Consider the following 20,256-nt stretch of genomic DNA (forward strand, 5'->3'; position numbering starts at 1 on the left):
GACAAGACATGAAACTAAGACATAAAATACTAGCCGCAATTTTTATCATATGCCTGGGCACTACAGCATGCGAAGACATGCTGGATGTAGCACCGCAGCAATCCATTGATGCCAGGGATGCCATCACCACTCCGCAGGACTTGCAAGGAGCCGTTATAGGTATGTATGCGTTACTCGGGGAGCCGGAGCTTTATGGCACAAACCTGTTGCTACTTCCCGAGCTGCTTGCCGCCGAAGAAAACGTTGCCTGGTATGGCACGTTTGCAGGCTACAGGCAAGTAGCTAACAAAACCATGACAGCCGACAACCTGGAGGCACAGCGAACCTGGGTAACAGCCTACGAGGCTATAAATTTGGCTAACATTGTACTTAGCAAGCTAGACCTTGAAACAGACCAACAAGCTCGGGACCGGATAGAGGGAGAAGCATTGTTTGTAAGAGGCATTCTGCATTTTGAGTTAGTGAGGCTTTACGGCAGGGCGTGGAACGACGGAGACCCAAACACAAATCTTGGTGTGCCGATTCGCACCTCTGCCGTTACCACAGAAGAGGAAGCAAGAACATTTGCTACTCGCAACACCGTGGCCGAGGTATACGCGCAGGTAGTTCAGGACCTGGAAAGGGCTAAAGAGCTACTCCCTGAACTCAACGAGGAAAGAGCCAACACCTATGCTGCCAGTGGCTTTCTGGCCCGGGTGCACCTGCAACGGCAGGACTATGCGGCTGCTCTGCAGGAAGCAAACCGTGTGATAGCAGAAGGGCCATTTAACCTCAATCCTACGGTTACTGCTATTTTCAGAAACGACAATACAGCCGAGTCTATCTTTGAGATACAGCAAAACGATCAGAACAACGCTGGTACCGCCAACGATGGCCTCACTACTTTTTATGCTGACTTGGAAGGTATTGGCCGTGGTGATATAGCCGTTCTCTCCTATGATCTTTATGAGGAGCAGGATACCCGCCTTTCAGACCTGATTTATGAGGGCTTTCTGTATGGTGACATACATACCGGTAAATGGACCAACTTCGGCCAAAATATTCCGGTGGTGCGCCTGGCGGAAATGTACCTCATCAGAGCAGAAGCAAACCTGCGTTTGGGATCTACTCTAGGAGCCACGCCACTAGAGGACATTAACCGCATACGGGAAAGAGCCGGCGCCTCCACGCTATCTAGCCTTACCCTGGAAGATGTATTACTGGAGCGCAGGCTAGAACTTGCCTTTGAAGGTTTTAGAATCCACGATATTAAACGTACAGCGTCTGAGTTAGTGGGTGAAGACTACACCATACCCTGGGATGCTGAGATCCTGATCTTCCCTATTCCAAGGAGAGAGATTGATGCCAGCCAGGGACAGTTAACTCAAAATCCTGGCTACTCTGGTTAACTCATAACTAAAAGCGGCTCCTGCCAATCCAGGAGCCGCTTTTTTATTTTTTATCACATTAAACTAAACATTTAGTTTTTAAACTAAGTACATAGTTATATATTTACTACTCACACACACCACTTTATACTTTATATGAAAGAACTGACCAAAGCCGAAGAAGAGATCATGCAGGTGCTATGGAAGCTGGAGCGAGCCTTTGTACGCGATATTCTGGAGGAGTTGCCAGCGCCTAAGCCAGCCTATAACACAGTATCTACTATCGTGCGCATATTGGAAACCAAAGGCTTTGTGGGGCATGAGGCTTTTGGTAAATCGCACCAGTACTTTCCGCTCGTTGCCCAGGATAAGTATAAAAGCTTCTTCCTGAAGAACTTTATGAGTGGCTATTTTGGTGGTTCTTTCGAAAAGCTGGTCTCCTTTTTTGCCAAGGATAACAACCTGAATGTGCAGGAACTGGACCAACTGATGCGACATGTAAAACAAGACCTGGACGAGCCAGAAGAAAAAGATGGAAGCACTACTTAATTACATATTTAAAGCAGCCATAGGCCTACTGGCCTTGTACCTGTTCCACTTCCTGGTGCTGCGCCGCCACAACAACTTTGGTTTTAACAGGCTGTACCTGCTTGCTGCGCCAGTCTTGGCATTGTTGCTTCCGCTGTTAGTATGGCCTGCCTGGCTAAGCCCGGATGTTGCAGTAACCAGAACACTCCACTCAGTGCAGCTAGGCGAGTTTACGGTAAAGGCCGATTCTCCTCAAAAGCTTGAGATGACAGCCCTTACGCTACAAACTTCTTTTGTTGCTCTATACCTGCTCGGTTTTAGCCTTGTATTGCTGCGGCTCGTGCGGCAGATCTGGCAGATCAGGCAGCTGAAACATCAGTCTACCCCTCTCCCTTTTATTGAAGAAGATGCCCAGCTATATCAACTTAACAGCCACTACCCTGCCTTTGCCTTTGGCAGCAGCATTTTTCTGAGCCTACAGCAGGAACAGCTAAGTACATCAGAGCAGAAGCAGGTAATAGCGCATGAGCTGGCACATGTAAAGTATGGGCACACCTGGGATGTGTTGTTTTACGAAGTACTCTCGGCCATACTTTGGTTTCACCCTGTCGTGTGGCTGCTAAAACAGGAGCTGCGCGATGTACACGAGTACCAGGCCGATGCTGCCGTAGTGTCAGAATACCAGACGCAAAAGTATACTTCACTGCTCTCGCGGGAGGCTCTGCTAAGTATGGGCTTACCTGTAGGAAGCCACTTCACCAAGCCACAGGTAATCAAGCGCCTGCACATGCTGCAACTGCAAGGGCAAAAGCCTGGCTGGCTACGTCCGCTGCTCACGCTTCCACTCCTGGTTGGCCTCTCCTTTATACTTGCCCGGCAGCAGGTAACAGCTAATAGCACCTCCACTAAAACAGAGTCGGCCTACAAGGCTGTAAAACCTGCCATGCCCAAAGAAGCCTTGCCAGAAACAGAGGAGCCTGCCCCAACACCAGAAAAAGACCAGCCTTATGCTTATGTGGAGCAGATGCCAGTTTTTGAGGGGGGCGAGATTGAAATGATGAAGTTCCTGGGGCAGAACATCCGCTATCCAGAGCAGGCTAAGGAATCTGAAACAGAAGGGTTGGTGGTACTAGGCTTTGTAGTTGAGAAAGACGGCAGCCTGCACGACATTGCTGTTATCAAATCGCTGGGCAGCGGCACTGACGAAGAAGCCATTCGCGTCGTGAAAATGATGGATGGCAAATGGAGTCCCGGCAGGCAAAACGGACAACCTGTGTCAGTGCGGTACACGATGCCCATCCGCTTTGCGATAAGGTAAAATACAAACTAACTATTAATAAGTACTATTTTCAGTTTCTTTCCGGCTGATACAGGATAGCTATTGCCTTATTTTTAAGTATACAACAAACAACATGGATCATGAAAAAGAAAAGCACACTCCTCAAACTAGCCGCCACGGCACTTTTGGGTACGGCCACACTGGTTGTTGCTCCTATTGCACACGCACAAACCGTTGACAAGCCTTATACCTATGTAGAGCAAATGCCTGTCTTCGAAGGTGGAGAAATGGAGATGTTGAAGTTCCTGGGCACCAATATCCGCTACCCGGAGGATGCTCATAATGCTGGTGTAGAAGGCCTGGTGGTTCTAACTTTTGTGGTAAACACGGATGGCTCTATCTCGGACGCAGGAGTAGTAAAGAGCCTGAGTACCAGCACCGACACTGAAGCCCTGCGCGTGGTAAAAATGATGAACGGGAAATGGCAACCGGGAAAGCAAAACGGAGAAGTTGTTCCCGTCAGATATACCCTTCCTATCCGGTTTTCGATCAAAGAAGAGCAGAAGACGCCTCTTATTCCTGACCAGCAACCACAATTCAAAGGCGGACAGGAAGCCTTGATGCGTACAATCAACCAGCACCTGAAAATGCCGGAGGAAGCTCAAAAGGAGCACCTGAATGCCAGGGTGGTTGTAAAGTTTACCGTGAAAGAAGATGGCAGTGTGTCTGACATAAAACTGGCCCACACCAAACTCAAGAAAACAGTTGGCCCTGATGCTAAACTCGACTATATGGATGCCTCTACCTTTAATCTCCAGAACAAAGCTATACTTGCCAAGCTTGCGGAAGCCGCCGCGGCAGCCGTAAAAGCTACCTCCGGCCAGTGGCAACCCGCCACTAAAAATGGGGAAGCCGTGGCGGCAGAGCTGGCGCTGCCGGTGCAGTTTTAGGTTCTGGGGCAGAAAACAGAGATTCTCCCGTTGTACTGCCAGCATAACAGTGGACAAACGTGAATGCTACAGCTAAAGTACCAAGTTCAATTCGATGGCCGGAGCTGAGCAAAGGCAATTTCCCAGGCCTGATTTTATGTTCAGCTCCCTCAAAGAGGGCTGAAAAGGAAGAAAGCACAAGGTGGCTCACCTGCGATTGTGCTGTAATAATGCATAAATGAAACAACCAACACCAACCCACATGCAAAGCAACACCTGATGCAGCCTAAGATCACAATACTTGTTTTTGGCTTCCTATTGTACTTTACCTGTAGCTCTTCAGCCCAGAAAATAGCGATGAGTTTTGAGGAAGCCGCCAACCAGGGGGTACCTTTTGAGCACCTCGACAGCCTGTACAAAAGTGCTGTACACTCGGACAAAGACCTTGCTGTTTTTAAATCTCCAGATGAGCAGGCCAAACTCCGGAGAGCCTATGCTCAAATGCTTCATGACCTGGGGATATTCCTCAAAGAGAATAATTTTCATTGGGAAACGCAGGTAAGAAGCTTCAACAGAATATACTTTAACGCTGATGGAGCCGTGGATTATTTTCTCTACAACTTCGCCCCTGAGCAGATCAGTACCGAAAAAGAAAGAGAGTTTAAGCAGCTCCTCCACCTCTTTGTGCAACACTATTCCTTCCCGCTTAAAGCTGGTGAGAAGTTTGCACAGTGCAGTCCCGTCAAGTACTTAGACAGATAAACGGCTTTTGCCTGAAGAGCAGCAGCACAAATCTACATGTACTGCAAAACAGGAAGGCCCCGGCTATACGCTGTAGCCGGGGCCTTCCTGTTTTGTTAGACTCCTTAAAACGACCAATCCTCGTTTAGCATAGCAATGGCGTGGTGAGCCGTCATATCGAACTGGCAAGGCACAACTGAGATATAGTTGTTTACCAGTGCCCATTCGTCGGTATCCTCGCCTTTGTCATGGTTCACAAAGCTGCCCGTCATCCAGTAGTACTTGCGGTTGTGCGGGTCCAGGCGCTCGTCAAATTCCTCCTGCCACTTGGCGCGGGCCTGGCGACACACCTTGATGCCCTTTATCGGCTCTTCGCTCTTCTTGGGGAAGTTTACGTTCAGGGCAGTATTATCCGGAATACCGTTCTCGATAGCCTGTCTGATAATCTGCTCTACGAACTCCTCGGTATGAGAAAAATCCGCTCCGTGCCCATAATCGCAAAGGGAGAAGCCAATAGCAGGCAGTCCTTCTATAGCCGCCTCAATCGCAGCCGACATAGTGCCGGAATATAGCACGCTGATACTGGAGTTGGAACCGTGGTTGATGCCGCTCACCACCAGGTCAGGCTGGCGGTCGCGCAGTACGTGGTGCTTGGCCAGTTTTACGCAGTCGGCCGGTGTGCCGGAGCACTCATAAGCTTCAACGCCTAGGTCTTCCAGCGCTATTGATCTATCTAAACGGAGTGTATTACCAATGGTGATGGCATGTCCCATTCCTGACTGCGGCGAATCCGGGGCTACCACTACTACCTCCCCTACTTTCATGGCCACACGTACCAGCGTCCTGATACCCGGGGCTGTGATGCCGTCGTCGTTAGAAACTAATATTAAAGGTTTAGCCATTTTTAATATTTAAAGTTGATGTGTGACAAAATAAACGAATTAGTATTTCGTGCTAATATACGATAACCTGTAGCAGCGCATCAAGGTTTAAGAATTAAATAACAAAGAGACAAGACCACCATGTTAAAGAATATAATTTACGCGTTGATGCTGGGAGTGGGCATGGCAGCTTGTCTCTCGCAACAGGGCGAAGAAGCAGATACAACAGCAAGTGCCCCGCAGATACCAGCACTGCTTGGCACCGCAGAGGAAACCAAACAACCTGCTCCCACTCATTTTGTAGTTGAGAAGCAGCGCGTAGGTAACATTCGTATAGGCATGCCCATAGAGCAGATGCGCGAGCATGTAGCAAGTGGCCTGAACCTGACTGACACGACCCTGATGCAGGAGGGCATGCAAAGTACAGCCTATGTACTACACCCGGAGGGGCAGCCAAAAGGTTTGCTCGTGGAGCAGGCCTGCAACCCTAACTGCCAAGTATGGCGCATCAGTGTTCTCAGCCCTGACTTCAGAACACCCGAAGGCCTGAGTGTCGGCTCCAAGTATAGCGAGTTGCAGCAGCAGTATACGATCAAAGCAGTTACTTTTGAAGAAGGAAATCTGGTGGCCCTGGCACCAGAGGCAGGAATGAGCTTTGTACTGGACCATACATCATTGCCGCCAAACCAACTCCAGCAACTAAACGCTTCCAACGTACCGGCTAATCTACTGATCAGGAAAATCTTAGTATATTAGTATCTTGCTATGTTCGAGGTAAATTGCTATACTTGCCTCTATGGCTATACTCCGCTCAGGCTACAAAAACAAGAACCTAGGTTTGCTGCTGCTCCGGCTGGGCATCGGCGTGATGTTCATACTGCATGGCTGGCCAAAACTGGCGGGCGGGCCTGAACGTTGGGAAGCTATTGGACAGAACATGGAGTTATTCGGCATGGGCTTCGCTCCAACTTTCTGGGGATTTATGGCTGCTTTCGCGGAGGTAGCCGGAGGTTTGCTGATCATGCTGGGCTTGTTTTTCAGAACAGCCTGCATCCTTTTGCTTATCACCATGATAGTGGCTACCACCCGCCATGCAGTAGCAGGCGATGGCTTTGGAGGCTACTCTCATGCGCTGGAAGCGGCTATCCTGTTCTTCTCGCTATTGCTTATTGGTCCCGGCAAATACAGCCTGGACAACAGGTTTTTCCATCAAGATAAAGTAAGGTCCCGCAAGTACTTTGCTTAAGGTAAACCGACCATACCCATTGCATCTGTAGAGACGCCATCATTTGCTGCCATTCAGCAAATAAGCCTGGCTCTCTAGGGTGGCCTGCAATGCGGGCTATCTCCTCCCCTCCTTCAACTGTGTCAGGTTTTCCCCTCAGAAATCCTTATCATTGCCCATTGATCTTACTAGCTAAACCATACCATGCTAACTACCTTACTACTTGCTGCCCTCTTAAGCTCGGGCACGCCAGCACAAGGAAAACCTGACCTAAAAACACCTTACGAGCAAGGCAACGGCAACCAAACTGCCACATACGAGGAAGCCATCGAGTGGTACCAGAAGCTGGACCAGGCTTACGATGAGGTAAAAATGATGCCTTACGGCTCTACCGACGTGGGCCGCCCACTGCACCTGGTTGTTGTTTCTACTGGCAAGGACTTTGACCCGGCTTCTATCCGAGAGAAGAACAAACGCATACTTTTTATCCAGAATGGCATTCACCCTGGGGAGCCAGAGGGTATAGATGCTACCATGATGCTGGTGCGCGACTACCTGCAAAATAAAAAGCTGCGCCAGCAACTCGATAACGTGGTGCTGGCAATAATTCCGGTATACAATATAGGCGGCGCACTGAACCGCAACAGCCACACCCGTACCAACCAGAACGGACCTGAGGAGTACGGCTTTCGGGGCAATGCCCGCAACCTGGACCTGAACCGCGACTTCATCAAGACCGACTCACGTAACGCCCAGACTTTCCACCAGATCTTCCGGGAGTGGGATCCGGATGTGTTTATGGATAACCATACTTCCAACGGAGCCGATTACCAGCACGTGATGACGCTTATCGCCACACAACACAATAAGCTGAACCCATCGCTTGCCAGCTACCTGAGTGGTAAGATGGTGCCTACACTGTATGAGGGCATGAAGCAGGATAAGTTCCCGATGGTGCCTTACATGAACACTGTAGGTGAAACACCAGATAAAGGTATCATTGGCTTTATGGAATCTCCACGCTATGCCACAGGCTACACCGCCCTTTATAACACCATTGGTTTTGTGCCTGAAACGCACATGCTAAAGCCGTTCAAGCAGCGCGTGCAGGCAACCTATAAGCTGATGGAGAACATGATTGAGACGGTACACCGCGACGCAGACGAGATAGGCAAACTGCGGCAGCAGGCAAAGCAGGAAACACTAACGCAGCAGAAGTTTCCGCTGGACTGGAAACTGGATACGACCAAAGTGGACAAGATCCCGTTCCTGGGCTACCAAGCCAGGTATAAGCCAAGCGAGGTGAGCGGGCTGGAGCGCCTGTACTACGACCGCAAGTCGCCGTACAAAACCATGCTGAACTACTACGATGAGTTTACGCCTACTGTAACTGTAGACAAACCCGTAGCCTACATCATTCCGCAGGCATGGCGAGAAGTAATCGAGCGCCTGAAGCTGAACAAAGTACAGATGCAGCAGCTAAAACGCGACACTACGATCACCCTCGATACTTATTACATCACCGACTATAAAACCAGCTCTCGTCCTTACGAAGGACACTACCTGCACTCAGATGTACAGGTAAAGACCAAACGCATGCCGCGTCAGTTCTTCCAGGGCGATTACGTGGTATACCTGAACCAGGAGAGCAATCGTTTTCTGGTGGAAACGCTGGAACCACAGGCCGTGGACTCTTACTTTAACTGGAACTTCTTCGACAGCATGCTCATGCAGAAAGAGTACTTCTCGAGCTATGTGTTTGAAGACCTGGCAGCCGAGTACCTGAGAAAAGACCCGGAGCTTCGAAAGCAGCTGGAAGCGCGTAAGAAGCAGGACCCGGAGTTTGCCAAAAGCGCCCGTGCGCAGCTGGACTTCGTCTATAAGAACACGCCGCACTACGAGTACACCCACCAGATGTACCCAGTAGGCCGCTTGATGCAGGACGTAAAACTGCCGCTGTAATAAAAGTATAAAAGCCACCTCTCGGGGTGGCTTTTATACTTTTATATAGGTCGCTCTTAGTATGCGCAGCTCCTGTAGCGTTCTAACTTATACTTCAATCTCACCTTGCAGATAGGTTACCGCTTTGCCGGTAATCTTTACCCGCTCTCCCAGTAGCTCACACACCAGCTCCCCCTGCCGCTTCGATAGCTGCCTGGCCTGCATCATTTTTTTACCTAGCCTTTCGCTCCAGTAAGGGATAAGCGTAGTATGTGCCGAGCCGGTTACTGGGTCTTCGCTGATGCCTACCTGCGGACAGAAGAACCTGGACACAAAGTCTACCTGATCTCCGGGCGCAGAAACGATAACACCTCTTGCCGAAACGGTATTGATCAGGGCTATATCAGGATTGAAGTTCTCCACATCTGCCTGGGAAGAATAGATGAGCAGGTAGTCGGTTTTCCCTTTGTACGTTTCCTGCGGAGCCTTGCCAAGAGCAGTAACGAAGGCTTCTGGCGTTTCGGCTGGCTTCAGCGTATCTACCGGGAAGTCGAGGGTTAAGGCGTCGTTATTTTTTACAACCGTTAGCAAACCGCTGCGGCGCGAATGGAACTTGATAGCCTGCGAAGCATAGCCTGTATGCTGAAACAGGACATGGGCAGCAGCTAAGGTGGCGTGTCCACACAGGTCAACCTCTACTGTAGGCGTAAACCAGGTGATCTCGTAATCCTGCCCTTTTGGCACCACAAATGCAGTTTCAGCAAGGTTGTTTTCGGCAGCTATCTGCTGCATGGTTTCATTCTCCAGCCAGGCATCCAGCACACACACGGCGGCAGGGTTTCCGCCAAATACTCTGTCTGTAAAGGCATCTACCTGGTACAGTTTTATCTTTTTCAAGTTGCTAGTAGTTTAGGAAAGTATGAACATACAACCTTTACAGGCTGTACCACTAAGGTAGTTAAATCTGCTCTACTTCACCTTCCTTTTGTTTCCCCTCCAGAATACTACGTGACGGTGCACAGTAAACTTAGCCAACGGCTTAACATTGCCCCACTCCCACAGTAAAACAAAGTATAAAAGTATGGCTATGGAGATACCAGCAGGTTTTGAAAGGATGATGGACTTTGGTTTGGTGGAAGCCTTGCTAGGCCGCCGCTCCCGCCGCTTTTTTATGGGTGCCGAGATTCCTGATGGCGTCTTTGCCTACAAATCCAGACATGAGCCGGTACCGCTTTCGGAACTGGAGAAGCTGCTGCTGGTAGGTGCCTGCGCCGGCAACACAAGTTGGCACCACATGATCTACAGAGCTCAGCTTTACGCACCACACCTCTCCAATTATGCAGGAGCTGCCGCTGGACGTACTTTTCCGTCTGCTGCGGGCTTTCATACCAGCAAGACCTTTTTCACCGATGACGATGGTGTATACGTGCTGGATAACCGCGATGCCCCAGCCGCTGCCCAACGAGATGCAGATGGCAGATTAGACCTGAACGCTGTACTTGATGCTCTCAGGCAGCAGGTCCGAAAACTGCAGGATGGTCGAATAGGTGTTCCTTGTGAGGTGCCGTATGTCGAGGCGCACAATACATGGGTCGTAAACAAGCCGGGCACGCTGCTGATTATACCTGTCGGAGATTTGTCACAACACGTGCTGCTGGCCATCTGCTATATGTTACAGAACGGCATGGTGGTAACCGATGACATCAATAAGCGCCCTATACCTGGCATCGAGAAATTTAGCCACCTGGCTGACATGTACAGCGTATGGCCCATCACTTTTCTGGAGCAGTGGTCTTTAGCGGAGCTAACCGTTGAGCTGAGCACCAGTTGCTATGCGGGTGCACTCATGCTGCAGGCGATGGGTTTAGGTGGGTGGATGTTCGACGGCATTGATCCATTTAGTATGCTGGGGGCAAGTGGCAATGCGGCAGTTCCAGGGCTCGGCTTCCGGTTTGACACCAGCGAGCGTTGGCCATACCCTAACCCAACTGGCCTGTCAGGCGTGATGGAAGGCTATTGCCCCCCACACTACCCCGATATGCGTTCCGCTGTGGAAGCAATCTGTGAGCGAAAGTTTGGTAAGGGAGGCCCTTTCAACTCCGGCACTCCCGGTCCCTGGAAAGAGTCTGCCAGAGTACGAGGTGCTGCAGAGGTACACTCAGAAGATTTCAAGGCATGTGTTGCATTACAGGCACAGTATATTTACGATACCTTCGGCAAGTTTCCGGGTACGGTTCCTTCTATGTTGGTGGTTACTTACCTGCAGGCGCACCACCTCGACCTGGCGTTCTATGACAAGTTCTATAACCCGGGCTCATACCTTAGAACGCACGCCGAGCACATGAAGAACTGGCACAGTTAGCAGCTTAAAAAATTGATTAAACTTTCGATAATGGAGGTAAATTCATGCTGCTTTCAAAGCCAATAGTTTCTTTCTTTGGCCTTCCTTACTACAGCTTTTTCAGAAAAGGTACACGTTTGCTCACTTGTTTCAGCCATTCCTGCGCTATGAGTTCATGCCCTGCCACCGTTGGGTGAATGCCGTCCCATATCCAATAATCTGCCGGTGCACGAAGGGCAGCTTTATCAAACACAGTCTGTAGCGGAACAAACACGGCATTATACTCTTTTGCCAAGCGCTCTACCACTTCCTGTTTTCCCCTGACTTCACTTTGCCACTCGCTCCAATGCTCTTTTACCCTGCCTACAGGCGCCACAAAAGGCTCACACAGTACTAATAAGCTGTCTGGCAACTGTTCCTTTGTCTGAGATAACAGGGTGCTGTAGCCTTTCTTGTATTTTGCCGTGGCTTCCGCATCTTTTTGCCTGAGGGCAAGGTCAGTATCGTTAACCCCAACCAGTATACTTAACACATCAGGCTTTAGGGCCAGTGTATCCTGCTGCCAGCGCGCCAGCAAGTCAGGAACCGTATTCCCGCTAATGCCTCGGTTGTGGAAAGTCAGCCCCTTTTCAGCAAACCTGGCACCAACTCTACTGGCAATACTGAAGGCATAGCCATGTCCCATTATGTGGTTGGGATCTTTGTCTCTTCCACGATTACCATCCGTAATGGAGTCGCCTTGAAACAGAAAAACCAGGTTATCTTCTTTCACCTGGTCGGCCAATGCTTTTTCAGCGGGCACAAGAGCAAGGTGCGGCGCAGCAACGGCCGTAATGCCACCCAAGGCAGCTTTCTTTAGAAATATCCTGCGAGTTTTACTAATTGATTGCATGTACCTAAGGTAGCAATTTGAGCAGTAAAACATACATGTTTCTAAAACTGTCCAAAGGTTCTGATACCTTACTTTTGATGACGGCTTGTTAAGGCATTTTATACCTGATAAGGTATAAATACTTCTGCGTTAGGCAACATTGATAACAGCAACAGCCTTTCGTGCTGCTTTTCTAAACTTCATCTTGAATTTTGTGCTGCTCTACGAGTTCAAGCCTTTTTACTATACTGTTCTTCTTTAGTATAGTACCTGGTGATAATACCGCATTTGCGCCTATTCTTGAATTGTCACCAACTAAAGACCCGAACTTCTCTGTGCCTGTTTCAATAATGGTAGCGTTATATACCACTGATATTTTCTTTGAAGTCCTCTCGTTATAATGATTAGCTGCGATGGAGCCAGCTTCGAAATTTATGCCCTTACCTATAATACTGTTGCCAATGTAGTTGAAATGTGCAACAGCGGTCTGTGCGCAAACTATACTGCTTTTTATTTCACAACCAGGTCCAACTTTCACAGCATTATCCAGGTAAACGCCCTCCCTGAAATAGGCATTCGCCCCGATGTAGCAGTCCTTATTTACAATAACCGGGCTTTTCATTACAACTCCCTTTTCAACTATAGCCGTTTTATGCACAGCTACGCCATCCTTTATTATGAAGTCTTCCCCAAGATGTGAAATCATTTCGTTTAAGATAACCTTAAGGTGATTTGTTATCTCCCATGGCTGTAAATCCTTTAGTTGTGGAAAGGTTTGAGAGAAGCCTTGTATGAAGTCGTCTATGTGAATCATGTGATCTCAATAACTGATTTAGGATGGAAGTTGAGTGCAGATAAAAGTTGCAAATTGGCTATAACGGTGCTCGTGCAGCCGGAGCCTATAGCGTAGCAAGGGTTAAGGCTGCACTGGGTTACCTATTCGTTGTTTTTTTAGTCTACGAAGGTTTCTTTTATCACACTTTTGCAGGCAGCTACTTCTGAAGTGTTCAGGTTTCCTAACACTTTAACGATGCGGACTTTATCAATGGTCCTTATCTGGTCTATCACTACCCACCCCACTTGATTATTGTGTTTCACCTTCACACGAGTAGGATAGCTACGACTCTTGGTGGTCATCGGCGCGATTACGACTGTTCTTAGGTTATGATTAATCTCATCAGGTGATATCACTACACATGGCCTTGTTTTCTGTATTTCACTTCCTACAGTAGGGTCCAGGTTCACCAAGACTATCTCATATTGGCTTATTTCCATTCGTCAAAGCTTTCATCGCCAAACACATCATCCAGCAAAAGCTGGTCATCACCGTTCTCATGCATTTTCCTGAATGCCTTGTCCCAGCCCTTTCTTGGATGCTCAACAGGTTTCAAAATAATCTGCCCCTTTTCCAGTATTAGCTCTACTTTATCCTTGATGTTATACCTATCCAGAATGGACTTAGACAACCGTAGTCCCTTGGAGTTGCCTATTTGAATGATTGATACTTCCATAGTACTCTTATTTTATGTAATTACAAAGTTATTACATAAACGCGCAATTACAAGACAAAGTTCTATGGATTAATATGATAGGTAACTATAGTGTATAAGAAGATATTTCGTTTAGCCAACTAACGGTAGTTGTATAAACGAAACTGGATTACCGAATATACATTATTCCACTCTACTAATATTGGACCTCCAAGAAAACTTAAGCCCCTGAAAGTATAAAAGCCACCCCGCAATGGAGTGGCTTTCTGATTTTCTGGATAAGGAAGAACTAAATTTCTAAGCTTTCAAGTAGGCAGAGTACATCCAGACTGTTTTTTCCTGCTCCCGGATATAATCGCTCATTAAGGCATTTGTACCCTCATCCTCGGCATCTTCGGACAGAGCCAGCAGTTCACGCTCATTTTCGATAAGTATTCTGAAGCCATTCAGCACTTCTTGCACCGCCTGGTTGCCTTCCGAAACGTTAGCAACTTCTTTAATAGTAGAGCGTTCCAAATACGTGCTGAAAGAATGGTAAGGCGTATGTCCCAGAGTTAGGATTCGCTCCGCAATCTCATCAATTTTCTGAATAGCATCTGTGTAGAGTTCTTCGAACTTGGCATGAAGCTCAAAGAACTTATTGCCTGAGATGTTCCAGTGAAAGCCTCTTGCATTAATGTAGAATATCTGATAATTAGCCAGCAGCGTATTCAGTTTGTCTGCCAATTGTTTCGCTTTATCAGCGTCTATTCCAATCAGGTTGGTATTTGCCATAGTTTTCTGTAGTCTTTTTAGCTGTTAAACAATGTATACTTTAGTAAAACTAGCTGGTTACAGCCAGGCGGCAAATGATCCATATCATCATCCCGTGCCGCCTACCTACTTACGGGAACAAACGCTTTTGTATACAAAAACAGATAAACCGCTCCTATTCCTGCAGCATGGAGGCTGTGTTTGGCGTTGAGAGTAGCTCTCCGAACACTTCCCAGCGCTTCTCCGGGTTGTCTGCCGTGCCGCCACGCGACTCCACATACTGTCGCACCAGTTCCTGCCCCAGGTTATAGTTGATCACGTAGCTGCGGTAGCGGTCCATGAAGCGGGTGCGCTGCAGGGCTTTACCTTTCTCGTAGAAGTTATATTTTACCAGCCAATCAGCCGCCTCCTCACGTGATATCTCACCGTTCAGGTAAAGACGCGCAGCCTCGTTTCCGGCAAAATTGAGCTTGTTTATCTTGCTCAGGATACTGTAGTAGCGCTCTGCCTCCGACTGGTTGAGGCCAGCCAGCGGAAATAGCACCTGTTTTTCAAATGTCAGACGCTCCTGAGCCGGAAAAGCTACTTCTACACCGTAGTTGGCACTGCCCTCTGCAATAAGCGACTGCGGGCTGAACAGCGGGTAAATAGAATATTCCTTCCAGCCTTTTTCATTGACCAGGTGCTGCTCCAACAGCACATTAAACACATGGTGGCCCGGGTAGCCTTCGTGCCCGGCCAGGTCGATGGCGCGCTCTATGTAGATCGGGAAATCAGTATTGATCTGGATCAGGCTATAACCGTTGCCCTGGAAGTAGTTGTAGCCCGACCATGGCTTATCCGTTACAAACTCAACCTTAAAATTCTCGTTGGCAGGCAGGTCGTAATGCGCTTTGGTTCTCTTTCTGGCCTCTGTAATGGCTGCCTGGAAAACTGTATCCAGCTTATCCTTTCGTATCTCGAACTTCGCCTGATACGCAGCCCAGCGATCGGCTATACTTCCGGTGCCCGGCAAGTCGGCATCGATGGCTGCTAAAAGCGAATCGAAATAGGCTTGTTCATAGTGTGGCGGATCGGCATCGTACAGCAGCTTCGCCTCCTGATCAAAAGGCAGCTTCTTTCCCTGCATCATCTCTACTTTGGTGATGGCAGCCAGTACCTGCTTTTGAAACATAGTCAACCTTCGCTTCTCCAGATCAGATAAGGTATCTGTAGGCTGTGCCTGCAGGTTATCCTGTATCAGGCGAAGCTCCGTCAGGAACTCCGTGGCAGGGAGGGAGTCAGCTGGCTCTGCGGCAGGCTTCCATTCCTCAGGGCCATAGTAGGCATCTACTATGTCGCTGTCGTACTGCCCCAATCGCAGCAGCGTCTTTACATATCGCTCTGCCAGCTCATCCATCGGCAAAACCTTCTTTTCGGTTTCTTTGGTAGTGGTACAAGCCCAAACCGCAATAGCCAGCAGTAGTAAGAGCATTTTCTTCATAGCGGGTGAATTTGTAAGGGTATGGTTAAGAAAGCAAGATAAGGTTTTTGGGGAGAAGTGTGAGAGGTTCTTTCTTTTGAGGGGTAAGCCTTGTTACATAACCGCTATACACCGTTGCCTCAAGTTTTGAAGCTAGTACAGCAGGTTTTGCCAACATTCTTCGGCTTCTTCTACCATATCAGATTCTTTGAAATTCACATCGAAAAAGTTGAAGCCAATATCAATGGTAAGAGGTTTTTCACCTTCAAAGGAAAAGGTGTATAACTGCCCGTCAGTTGTCACTGACTGCAATTCACGCTGTTTGTTTGACTGTAAACTATCTGATGCTTCGTAGGCATAAGTAGTTACACGATAGCTTCTCCAGCATTTCATTTCAAACCTTTTACGAGGAGCCTTGTCTGTCTTGTGGCCTGTTCGCAAATAATTCCAGAGCAAAAAACTTTCAGACGGTTCAAGCGTCAACACCTTACCAGCTTTCATGAAACCTAAGAATTCATAATCTAAAGGTGTTGCCTGACCCCATGCATTGACTTCTTCTAAATCGATTTGTTGATGAAGGAAGCGCAGGGGGATGTGAGCCCACACAAGCTCTTTAGGACCGGAGTTACCATAATCCCGGATAGTTTTATAAATCTTGCCATCTTTCACGAAAGTAACAACTATCGTCTCCATATGGTCCTCATTGTTTTCGAATTCAGTTGGAATACTGCTTACCGCGGCTCTTCTATAGTTATCCTGTAGTTCGGAATACAGTCTAGTGGGTATGGAGCCCAAGTATATCCCCTCTTTTGTAGTGAAGTATTCTCCTATAAAAGACATTTTTCCTTCAGGAGTGACCATAGTGTTGGTTACAGGGCATCGACCATAGCAACCTAAAGTTGACAGAATGATGGCATCGAAAGTAGGGATTGTGTCTAAGTTATAGTATGCTCTTCTATAAAAATATATTCCTCCTTTACCCTTAATAGATAAGGTATCATTTCTCAGGTAGTTGATAGCGAGGTTTTCCCATGTTGAGTCCGCAGGATTATAAATCTTGAGAGAGTCACCAGAGACAGTAAATTTTGTTTTGCTTCCTAAGTAGTGGATTTTCAAACGACCACTAGGGGTGTCACCTTCGGCTGGTGCTACTTTATAATACCCATGCTTGTTTTCGACTTCACTGTTAGCGTAAAACGTGTAACCCTTCGGTATACAATCTTCTGTCAAATTTTCCGAAAAGAAAATTCCATTTGAGTGGCTACTGCTCACAAATCCCGCCGGCACCCAATCTCCTATCAATTGCTCCTGCAGCCGCCTCTCCTGTTGGGTTGGCTCATCCTGTTTGGCATGGCAGGCAATTAACAGGAGCGGCAAGAAGTATATTGACACTCCTACGCCTAAAGGCAGTAGGATTCTTGGGCTACCGAACCATTGTCCTTGTATATCTCCCAAGTGCGAGGGCTTTCTTTGGCATTTAATCGTAAGAAGTTTTTCACAAATATGTAGAGGCTTTGTTCAAAGCAGGCCAGCTGGCGGAAAAGCAAAGGCACAAGCGAATGCCTGCGCCTGTTAAGTATAGAGCCTCAGCCTCAGCTACACATCCACCGAATCATATACAATCACCTTCGACCACAGGTGCGAGTAGTTCTCCACAAACTTCAGGTGAACCGGGTGCTTCTGGTATACTTCCTCTTCCTCCAGGTTATCAAAGAACAGCAGCCACGACACAGCATAGCTTCTTTCGATCACCTCGCGGTTGGTGCTGGCAGGAACGCCAATACGAGCCAGCTTTATTTCCTTGATGCCTTTAAGCGTGTTCAAACCTTCTATCAACTTGGCTTTATCCTCCTCTGAATCCGGGTTGTTGAGCCAGAAGTATACGTGGTGCACAAAATTGCCTTTTGGCTTTTTCTGAGCGCTGGCAAACAGCGGCATCAGGCCTAGGGCACCGGCAAAAGATAGAAAGGTACTGTTTCCGAGGAATGATCTTCTGGATAGCTTTTTCATATGAGTTAAGGTTGTTGTACGTGGTTTAGCTGCCCTTATTAAGCTTAGGCAACCTGAAGTATAATAGAAGTATGAATTTAACTTAGAGACACTACCCGTCCCGTTTTAACTGACTCATCACAAGCAAAGGCAATGCGCAGACTGTTAACAGCATCCTGTATATGCTCTGTCAGGTCCAGGTTTTCCTGTATCGCTTTCATAAAGTATAGCTGCTCCCGGTTGCAAAGCTCCTGGTGGTCCGGCTCGTCTTCCAGATTTATCCAGGTATCTTCCTGCACAAATCGGTTCGCCTCGTCCAGCGTGGCATGATGAAAACGCAGTGCCTCTGTTTTAGTATGCGCTTCTACCGAGTCAGACTTGCCGGTTCCGCCTGCTTCTTTGGCCACAATGGATACGGAGCCTTTTGGCCCGATCACATCCTTCACAAAAAAAGCGGTCTCACTCATCATCGGTCCCCAACCTGCCTCGTACCATCCCACCGAGCCATCCTCGAAGCGGATCTGCAGCTGTCCGTAGTTGTAATTACCTTCCGGGATATCCTCGGTAAGTCTGGCTCCGATGGCGCTCACCTGCACCGGTTTTGAGCGCGTCATCTGGCACATCACATCGATATAATGCACACCACAATCCACAATAGGGCTCAGGCTCTTCATCAGGTTGCGGTGCACGTTCCACATCACACCATGGCTTTGCTGGTTCAGGTTCATGCGCATCACCAATGGTTTCCCTAGCTCCTGGCTTAGCTCAATAAAGCGGTTCCAGGAAGGGTGATGCCGCAGGATATATCCTACCACCAGCTTTCTGTTTACCCTGCGGGCAAGTGCTGCTACGCGCTCAGCCCCAGCCACTGTATCTGCCAAGGGCTTTTCCAAAAACACATGGCACCCCTGCTCAAGAGCCTTGGTAGCGAAAGCTTCATGTGTATCAGGGTAAGTTGCTATGCAAACTGCATCCGGTTGAGTGGCCTGAAGCGCTTCCTCAAAATCACTGTACAAGGCATAGCCTCCACCCAGCCTATCGTTTAGGATAGCCTTGCTCTTGCCCCCGGAAACCAGGCCGCAAATCTCAAAACCATCTATTGTATGATAGGCCAGCGCATGAGATGCGCCCATGTTTCCACAGCCTACCACCAGAATACGTAAGGGTATCGTTTTGTCAAGCATAGCTTTAGTATGATGAACCTTTAACGCAGGCGACGTAAAACTTACCTATAAATATAGGAATTATGACGAAACAAACTGCATCTGCTTACCTGCTGGAGCCACATGGCAGTATTCCGAATAACCAGCGCCTGCCACTGCTGGTCTATCGGCAGGTTTTCCGGCACAAGGATGACCTGGTAAGCCAGTTTAAAGAAGCTTTTGCACAGCACAACTGGCATGGCAGCTGGGTAAATGGCGTGTTTGATTACCACCACTACCACAGCAAAGCGCATGAGGTTTTAGGTGTAACAGCTGGTTCAGCTGTGATCATACTTGGCGGACCGGGAGGCAGAGAAACGGAAGTACAAGCAGGCGATATGCTCGTGTTGCCTGCCGGCACAGGCCACTGCCTAAAGTCTTCTTCTAGCGGTTTTAAAGTAGTAGGCGCCTACCCTGCCGGCCAGCAGAACTATGACATCTGCACAGAAGACGACAACCCGGAAGAGAAAAGAAAGAATATCTTGCAGGTTTCGCTACCTACCCAAGACCCTGTGTTCGGTGCAGAAGGTCCTCTTGTGAGGCACTGGCACGACAAAAGCTAACACAGGAAAAATGTGTGCGTAAAAACCTAAGCTTCTGCCAGCTTTGTAATTTGCAGGCAAATCCATAACCTTAAATCAAACAGCTTTTATACTTAAGCTCACATACATGAAGGGAACATCATACTTATATGCCTCGCTGGCAACAGCACTTCTTTTGCTCAGCAGCTGCGGCAGCACTACCTCCCCAAGCACTACAACCGATGCCACCAGCAATGCTATAGACTCAGCCACACAAAGTATGGCCGTATCGGATGCAGCTTTACAGGATGCCAAAACAGCTTATGCCAGCTACTGCTCTGGCTGCCATGGCGCAGCCTTAGAATCCTTTGTGGACCGTGAGTGGAAGCACGGCAGTTCTGATGCAGATTTATTTAAGGCTATCAAACATGGCTACCCGAACGAAGGTATGCCAGCTTTTGACCAAACCTTTACGGATGAGGAAATCAAGGGACTGGTCGCCTATATCAGGAAGGGAGTTCAGGAGGCTAGTGCAGCAACAGGTACAGATGAAGAGGAGTCTGAATCAGCGGACCAGAGCTTCCGACTGGATACTGTAGTGACCGGATTAGGCGTGCCCTGGGGGATGGCCTTTCTGCCTAACGGCGATATGCTGATAACCGAGCGGTCGGGAGAGTTTCATAGATTTACGAGTAAATGCCAAAGAAAGCCCTCGCACTAGGGGCTTTAGCCAAGG

22 protein-coding genes are annotated in these 20,256 nt (G+C 48.4%); 11 read left to right on the top strand and 11 right to left on the bottom strand.

Translation table 11 applies throughout. The features are described from left to right. Nucleotides 1–8 precede the first annotated feature (8 nt). The 5 genes from PKOR_RS00300 (at nucleotide 9) to PKOR_RS00320 (ending at nucleotide 4,865) form a co-directional block, all read left to right on the top strand. Nucleotides 9–1,388 (top strand): RagB/SusD family nutrient uptake outer membrane protein, encoded by a 1,380-nt coding sequence (locus tag PKOR_RS00300; RefSeq protein ID WP_046308580.1) that lies wholly within the window; start codon nucleotides 9–11, stop codon nucleotides 1,386–1,388. Between the two features lie 135 nt (nucleotides 1,389–1,523). Continuing rightward, on the top strand, nucleotides 1,524–1,916 hold the full coding sequence (locus tag PKOR_RS00305; protein ID WP_046308581.1) for a BlaI/MecI/CopY family transcriptional regulator: 393 nt from the start codon (nucleotides 1,524–1,526) through the stop codon (nucleotides 1,914–1,916). Continuing rightward, complete coding sequence (locus tag PKOR_RS00310) at nucleotides 1,900–3,213, top strand: M56 family metallopeptidase (RefSeq protein ID WP_046308582.1); 1,314 nt, start codon at nucleotides 1,900–1,902, stop codon at nucleotides 3,211–3,213. Before PKOR_RS00305 ends, PKOR_RS00310 begins: the two co-directional genes overlap by 17 nt. Nucleotides 3,214–3,314: 101 nt before the next feature. Next, on the top strand, nucleotides 3,315–4,124 hold the full coding sequence (locus tag PKOR_RS23245) for a TonB family protein (protein ID WP_052738636.1): 810 nt from the start codon (nucleotides 3,315–3,317) through the stop codon (nucleotides 4,122–4,124). Between the two features lie 258 nt (nucleotides 4,125–4,382). Beyond that, a complete protein-coding gene (locus PKOR_RS00320) occupies nucleotides 4,383–4,865 on the top strand; it encodes a hypothetical protein (protein ID WP_046308583.1) in 483 nt (160 codons plus the stop codon). Between the two features lie 104 nt (nucleotides 4,866–4,969). Here PKOR_RS00320 and surE read toward each other — a convergent pair whose 3' ends face one another. Continuing rightward, nucleotides 4,970–5,746, bottom strand: coding sequence for a 5'/3'-nucleotidase SurE (gene surE, locus PKOR_RS00325; RefSeq protein WP_046308584.1), 777 nt, complete (start codon nucleotides 5,744–5,746; stop codon nucleotides 4,970–4,972). 120 nt (nucleotides 5,747–5,866) lie between these two features. On the opposite strand from surE, the gene PKOR_RS00330 reads away from it, so the two are divergent. From PKOR_RS00330 to PKOR_RS00340, 3 genes are all read left to right on the top strand, one after another. Continuing rightward, entirely contained in the window at nucleotides 5,867–6,481 is a 615-nt protein-coding gene (locus PKOR_RS00330; protein ID WP_046308585.1) for a hypothetical protein, read from the top strand. A gap of 40 nt (nucleotides 6,482–6,521) precedes the next feature. Beyond that, nucleotides 6,522–6,971, top strand: a complete 450-nt coding sequence (locus tag PKOR_RS00335) for a DoxX family protein (protein WP_046308586.1) — start codon at nucleotides 6,522–6,524, stop codon at nucleotides 6,969–6,971. Between the two features lie 183 nt (nucleotides 6,972–7,154). Then, nucleotides 7,155–8,912: a M14 family metallopeptidase gene (locus tag PKOR_RS00340; protein ID WP_046308587.1), complete on the top strand. Its 1,758-nt coding sequence runs from the start codon at nucleotides 7,155–7,157 to the stop codon at nucleotides 8,910–8,912. 87 nt (nucleotides 8,913–8,999) lie between these two features. Here PKOR_RS00340 and PKOR_RS00345 read toward each other — a convergent pair whose 3' ends face one another. Beyond that, nucleotides 9,000–9,788 (bottom strand): PhzF family phenazine biosynthesis protein, encoded by a 789-nt coding sequence (locus tag PKOR_RS00345; RefSeq protein WP_046308588.1) that lies wholly within the window; start codon nucleotides 9,786–9,788, stop codon nucleotides 9,000–9,002. A 190-nt stretch (nucleotides 9,789–9,978) separates the two neighbouring features. On the opposite strand from PKOR_RS00345, the gene PKOR_RS00350 reads away from it, so the two are divergent. After that, nucleotides 9,979–11,253, top strand: a complete 1,275-nt coding sequence (locus PKOR_RS00350) for a hypothetical protein (RefSeq protein ID WP_046313840.1) — start codon at nucleotides 9,979–9,981, stop codon at nucleotides 11,251–11,253. An 88-nt stretch (nucleotides 11,254–11,341) separates the two neighbouring features. On the opposite strand, the gene PKOR_RS00355 is transcribed toward PKOR_RS00350, so the two are convergent. The 9 genes from PKOR_RS00355 to PKOR_RS00395 form a co-directional block, all read right to left on the bottom strand. Then, nucleotides 11,342–12,124, bottom strand: coding sequence for an SGNH/GDSL hydrolase family protein (locus tag PKOR_RS00355; RefSeq protein ID WP_084694665.1), 783 nt, complete (start codon nucleotides 12,122–12,124; stop codon nucleotides 11,342–11,344). 172 nt (nucleotides 12,125–12,296) lie between these two features. Continuing rightward, entirely contained in the window at nucleotides 12,297–12,917 is a 621-nt protein-coding gene (locus PKOR_RS00360; protein WP_046308589.1) for a DapH/DapD/GlmU-related protein, read from the bottom strand. A gap of 137 nt (nucleotides 12,918–13,054) precedes the next feature. Then, nucleotides 13,055–13,378: a type II toxin-antitoxin system PemK/MazF family toxin gene (locus PKOR_RS00365; protein WP_046308590.1), complete on the bottom strand. Its 324-nt coding sequence runs from the start codon at nucleotides 13,376–13,378 to the stop codon at nucleotides 13,055–13,057. Then, entirely contained in the window at nucleotides 13,369–13,614 is a 246-nt protein-coding gene (locus PKOR_RS00370; protein ID WP_046308591.1) for an AbrB/MazE/SpoVT family DNA-binding domain-containing protein, read from the bottom strand. The genes PKOR_RS00365 and PKOR_RS00370 overlap by 10 nt, the downstream gene beginning before the upstream one ends. A gap of 276 nt (nucleotides 13,615–13,890) precedes the next feature. Then, nucleotides 13,891–14,367 carry a Dps family protein gene (locus PKOR_RS00375; RefSeq protein ID WP_046308592.1) on the bottom strand — a complete coding sequence of 159 codons (477 nt, stop codon included), beginning with the start codon at nucleotides 14,365–14,367 and terminating at the stop codon, nucleotides 13,891–13,893. A 154-nt stretch (nucleotides 14,368–14,521) separates the two neighbouring features. Beyond that, the gene (locus tag PKOR_RS00380) at nucleotides 14,522–15,829 is read right to left on the bottom strand and encodes a DUF885 domain-containing protein (RefSeq protein WP_052738637.1); all 1,308 of its coding nucleotides are present in this window, start codon (nucleotides 15,827–15,829) and stop codon (nucleotides 14,522–14,524) included. 132 nt (nucleotides 15,830–15,961) lie between these two features. After that, nucleotides 15,962–17,263, bottom strand: coding sequence for a DUF6438 domain-containing protein (locus PKOR_RS00385; protein WP_046308593.1), 1,302 nt, complete (start codon nucleotides 17,261–17,263; stop codon nucleotides 15,962–15,964). A 141-nt stretch (nucleotides 17,264–17,404) separates the two neighbouring features. Beyond that, nucleotides 17,405–17,818, bottom strand: coding sequence for a Dabb family protein (locus PKOR_RS00390; RefSeq protein WP_046308594.1), 414 nt, complete (start codon nucleotides 17,816–17,818; stop codon nucleotides 17,405–17,407). 77 nt (nucleotides 17,819–17,895) lie between these two features. Then, complete coding sequence (locus PKOR_RS00395; RefSeq protein WP_046308595.1) at nucleotides 17,896–18,981, bottom strand: Gfo/Idh/MocA family protein; 1,086 nt, start codon at nucleotides 18,979–18,981, stop codon at nucleotides 17,896–17,898. A 62-nt stretch (nucleotides 18,982–19,043) separates the two neighbouring features. On the opposite strand from PKOR_RS00395, the gene PKOR_RS00400 reads away from it, so the two are divergent. Next, complete coding sequence (locus tag PKOR_RS00400) at nucleotides 19,044–19,562, top strand: cupin domain-containing protein (RefSeq protein WP_046308596.1); 519 nt, start codon at nucleotides 19,044–19,046, stop codon at nucleotides 19,560–19,562. A 106-nt stretch (nucleotides 19,563–19,668) separates the two neighbouring features. After that, nucleotides 19,669–20,241, top strand: a complete 573-nt coding sequence (locus tag PKOR_RS25405) for a c-type cytochrome (protein WP_084694666.1) — start codon at nucleotides 19,669–19,671, stop codon at nucleotides 20,239–20,241. Nucleotides 20,242–20,256 lie beyond the last annotated feature (15 nt).

It is taken from the genome of Pontibacter korlensis (genome assembly GCF_000973725.1).
GTDB lineage: Bacteria > Bacteroidota > Bacteroidia > Cytophagales > Hymenobacteraceae > Pontibacter > Pontibacter korlensis.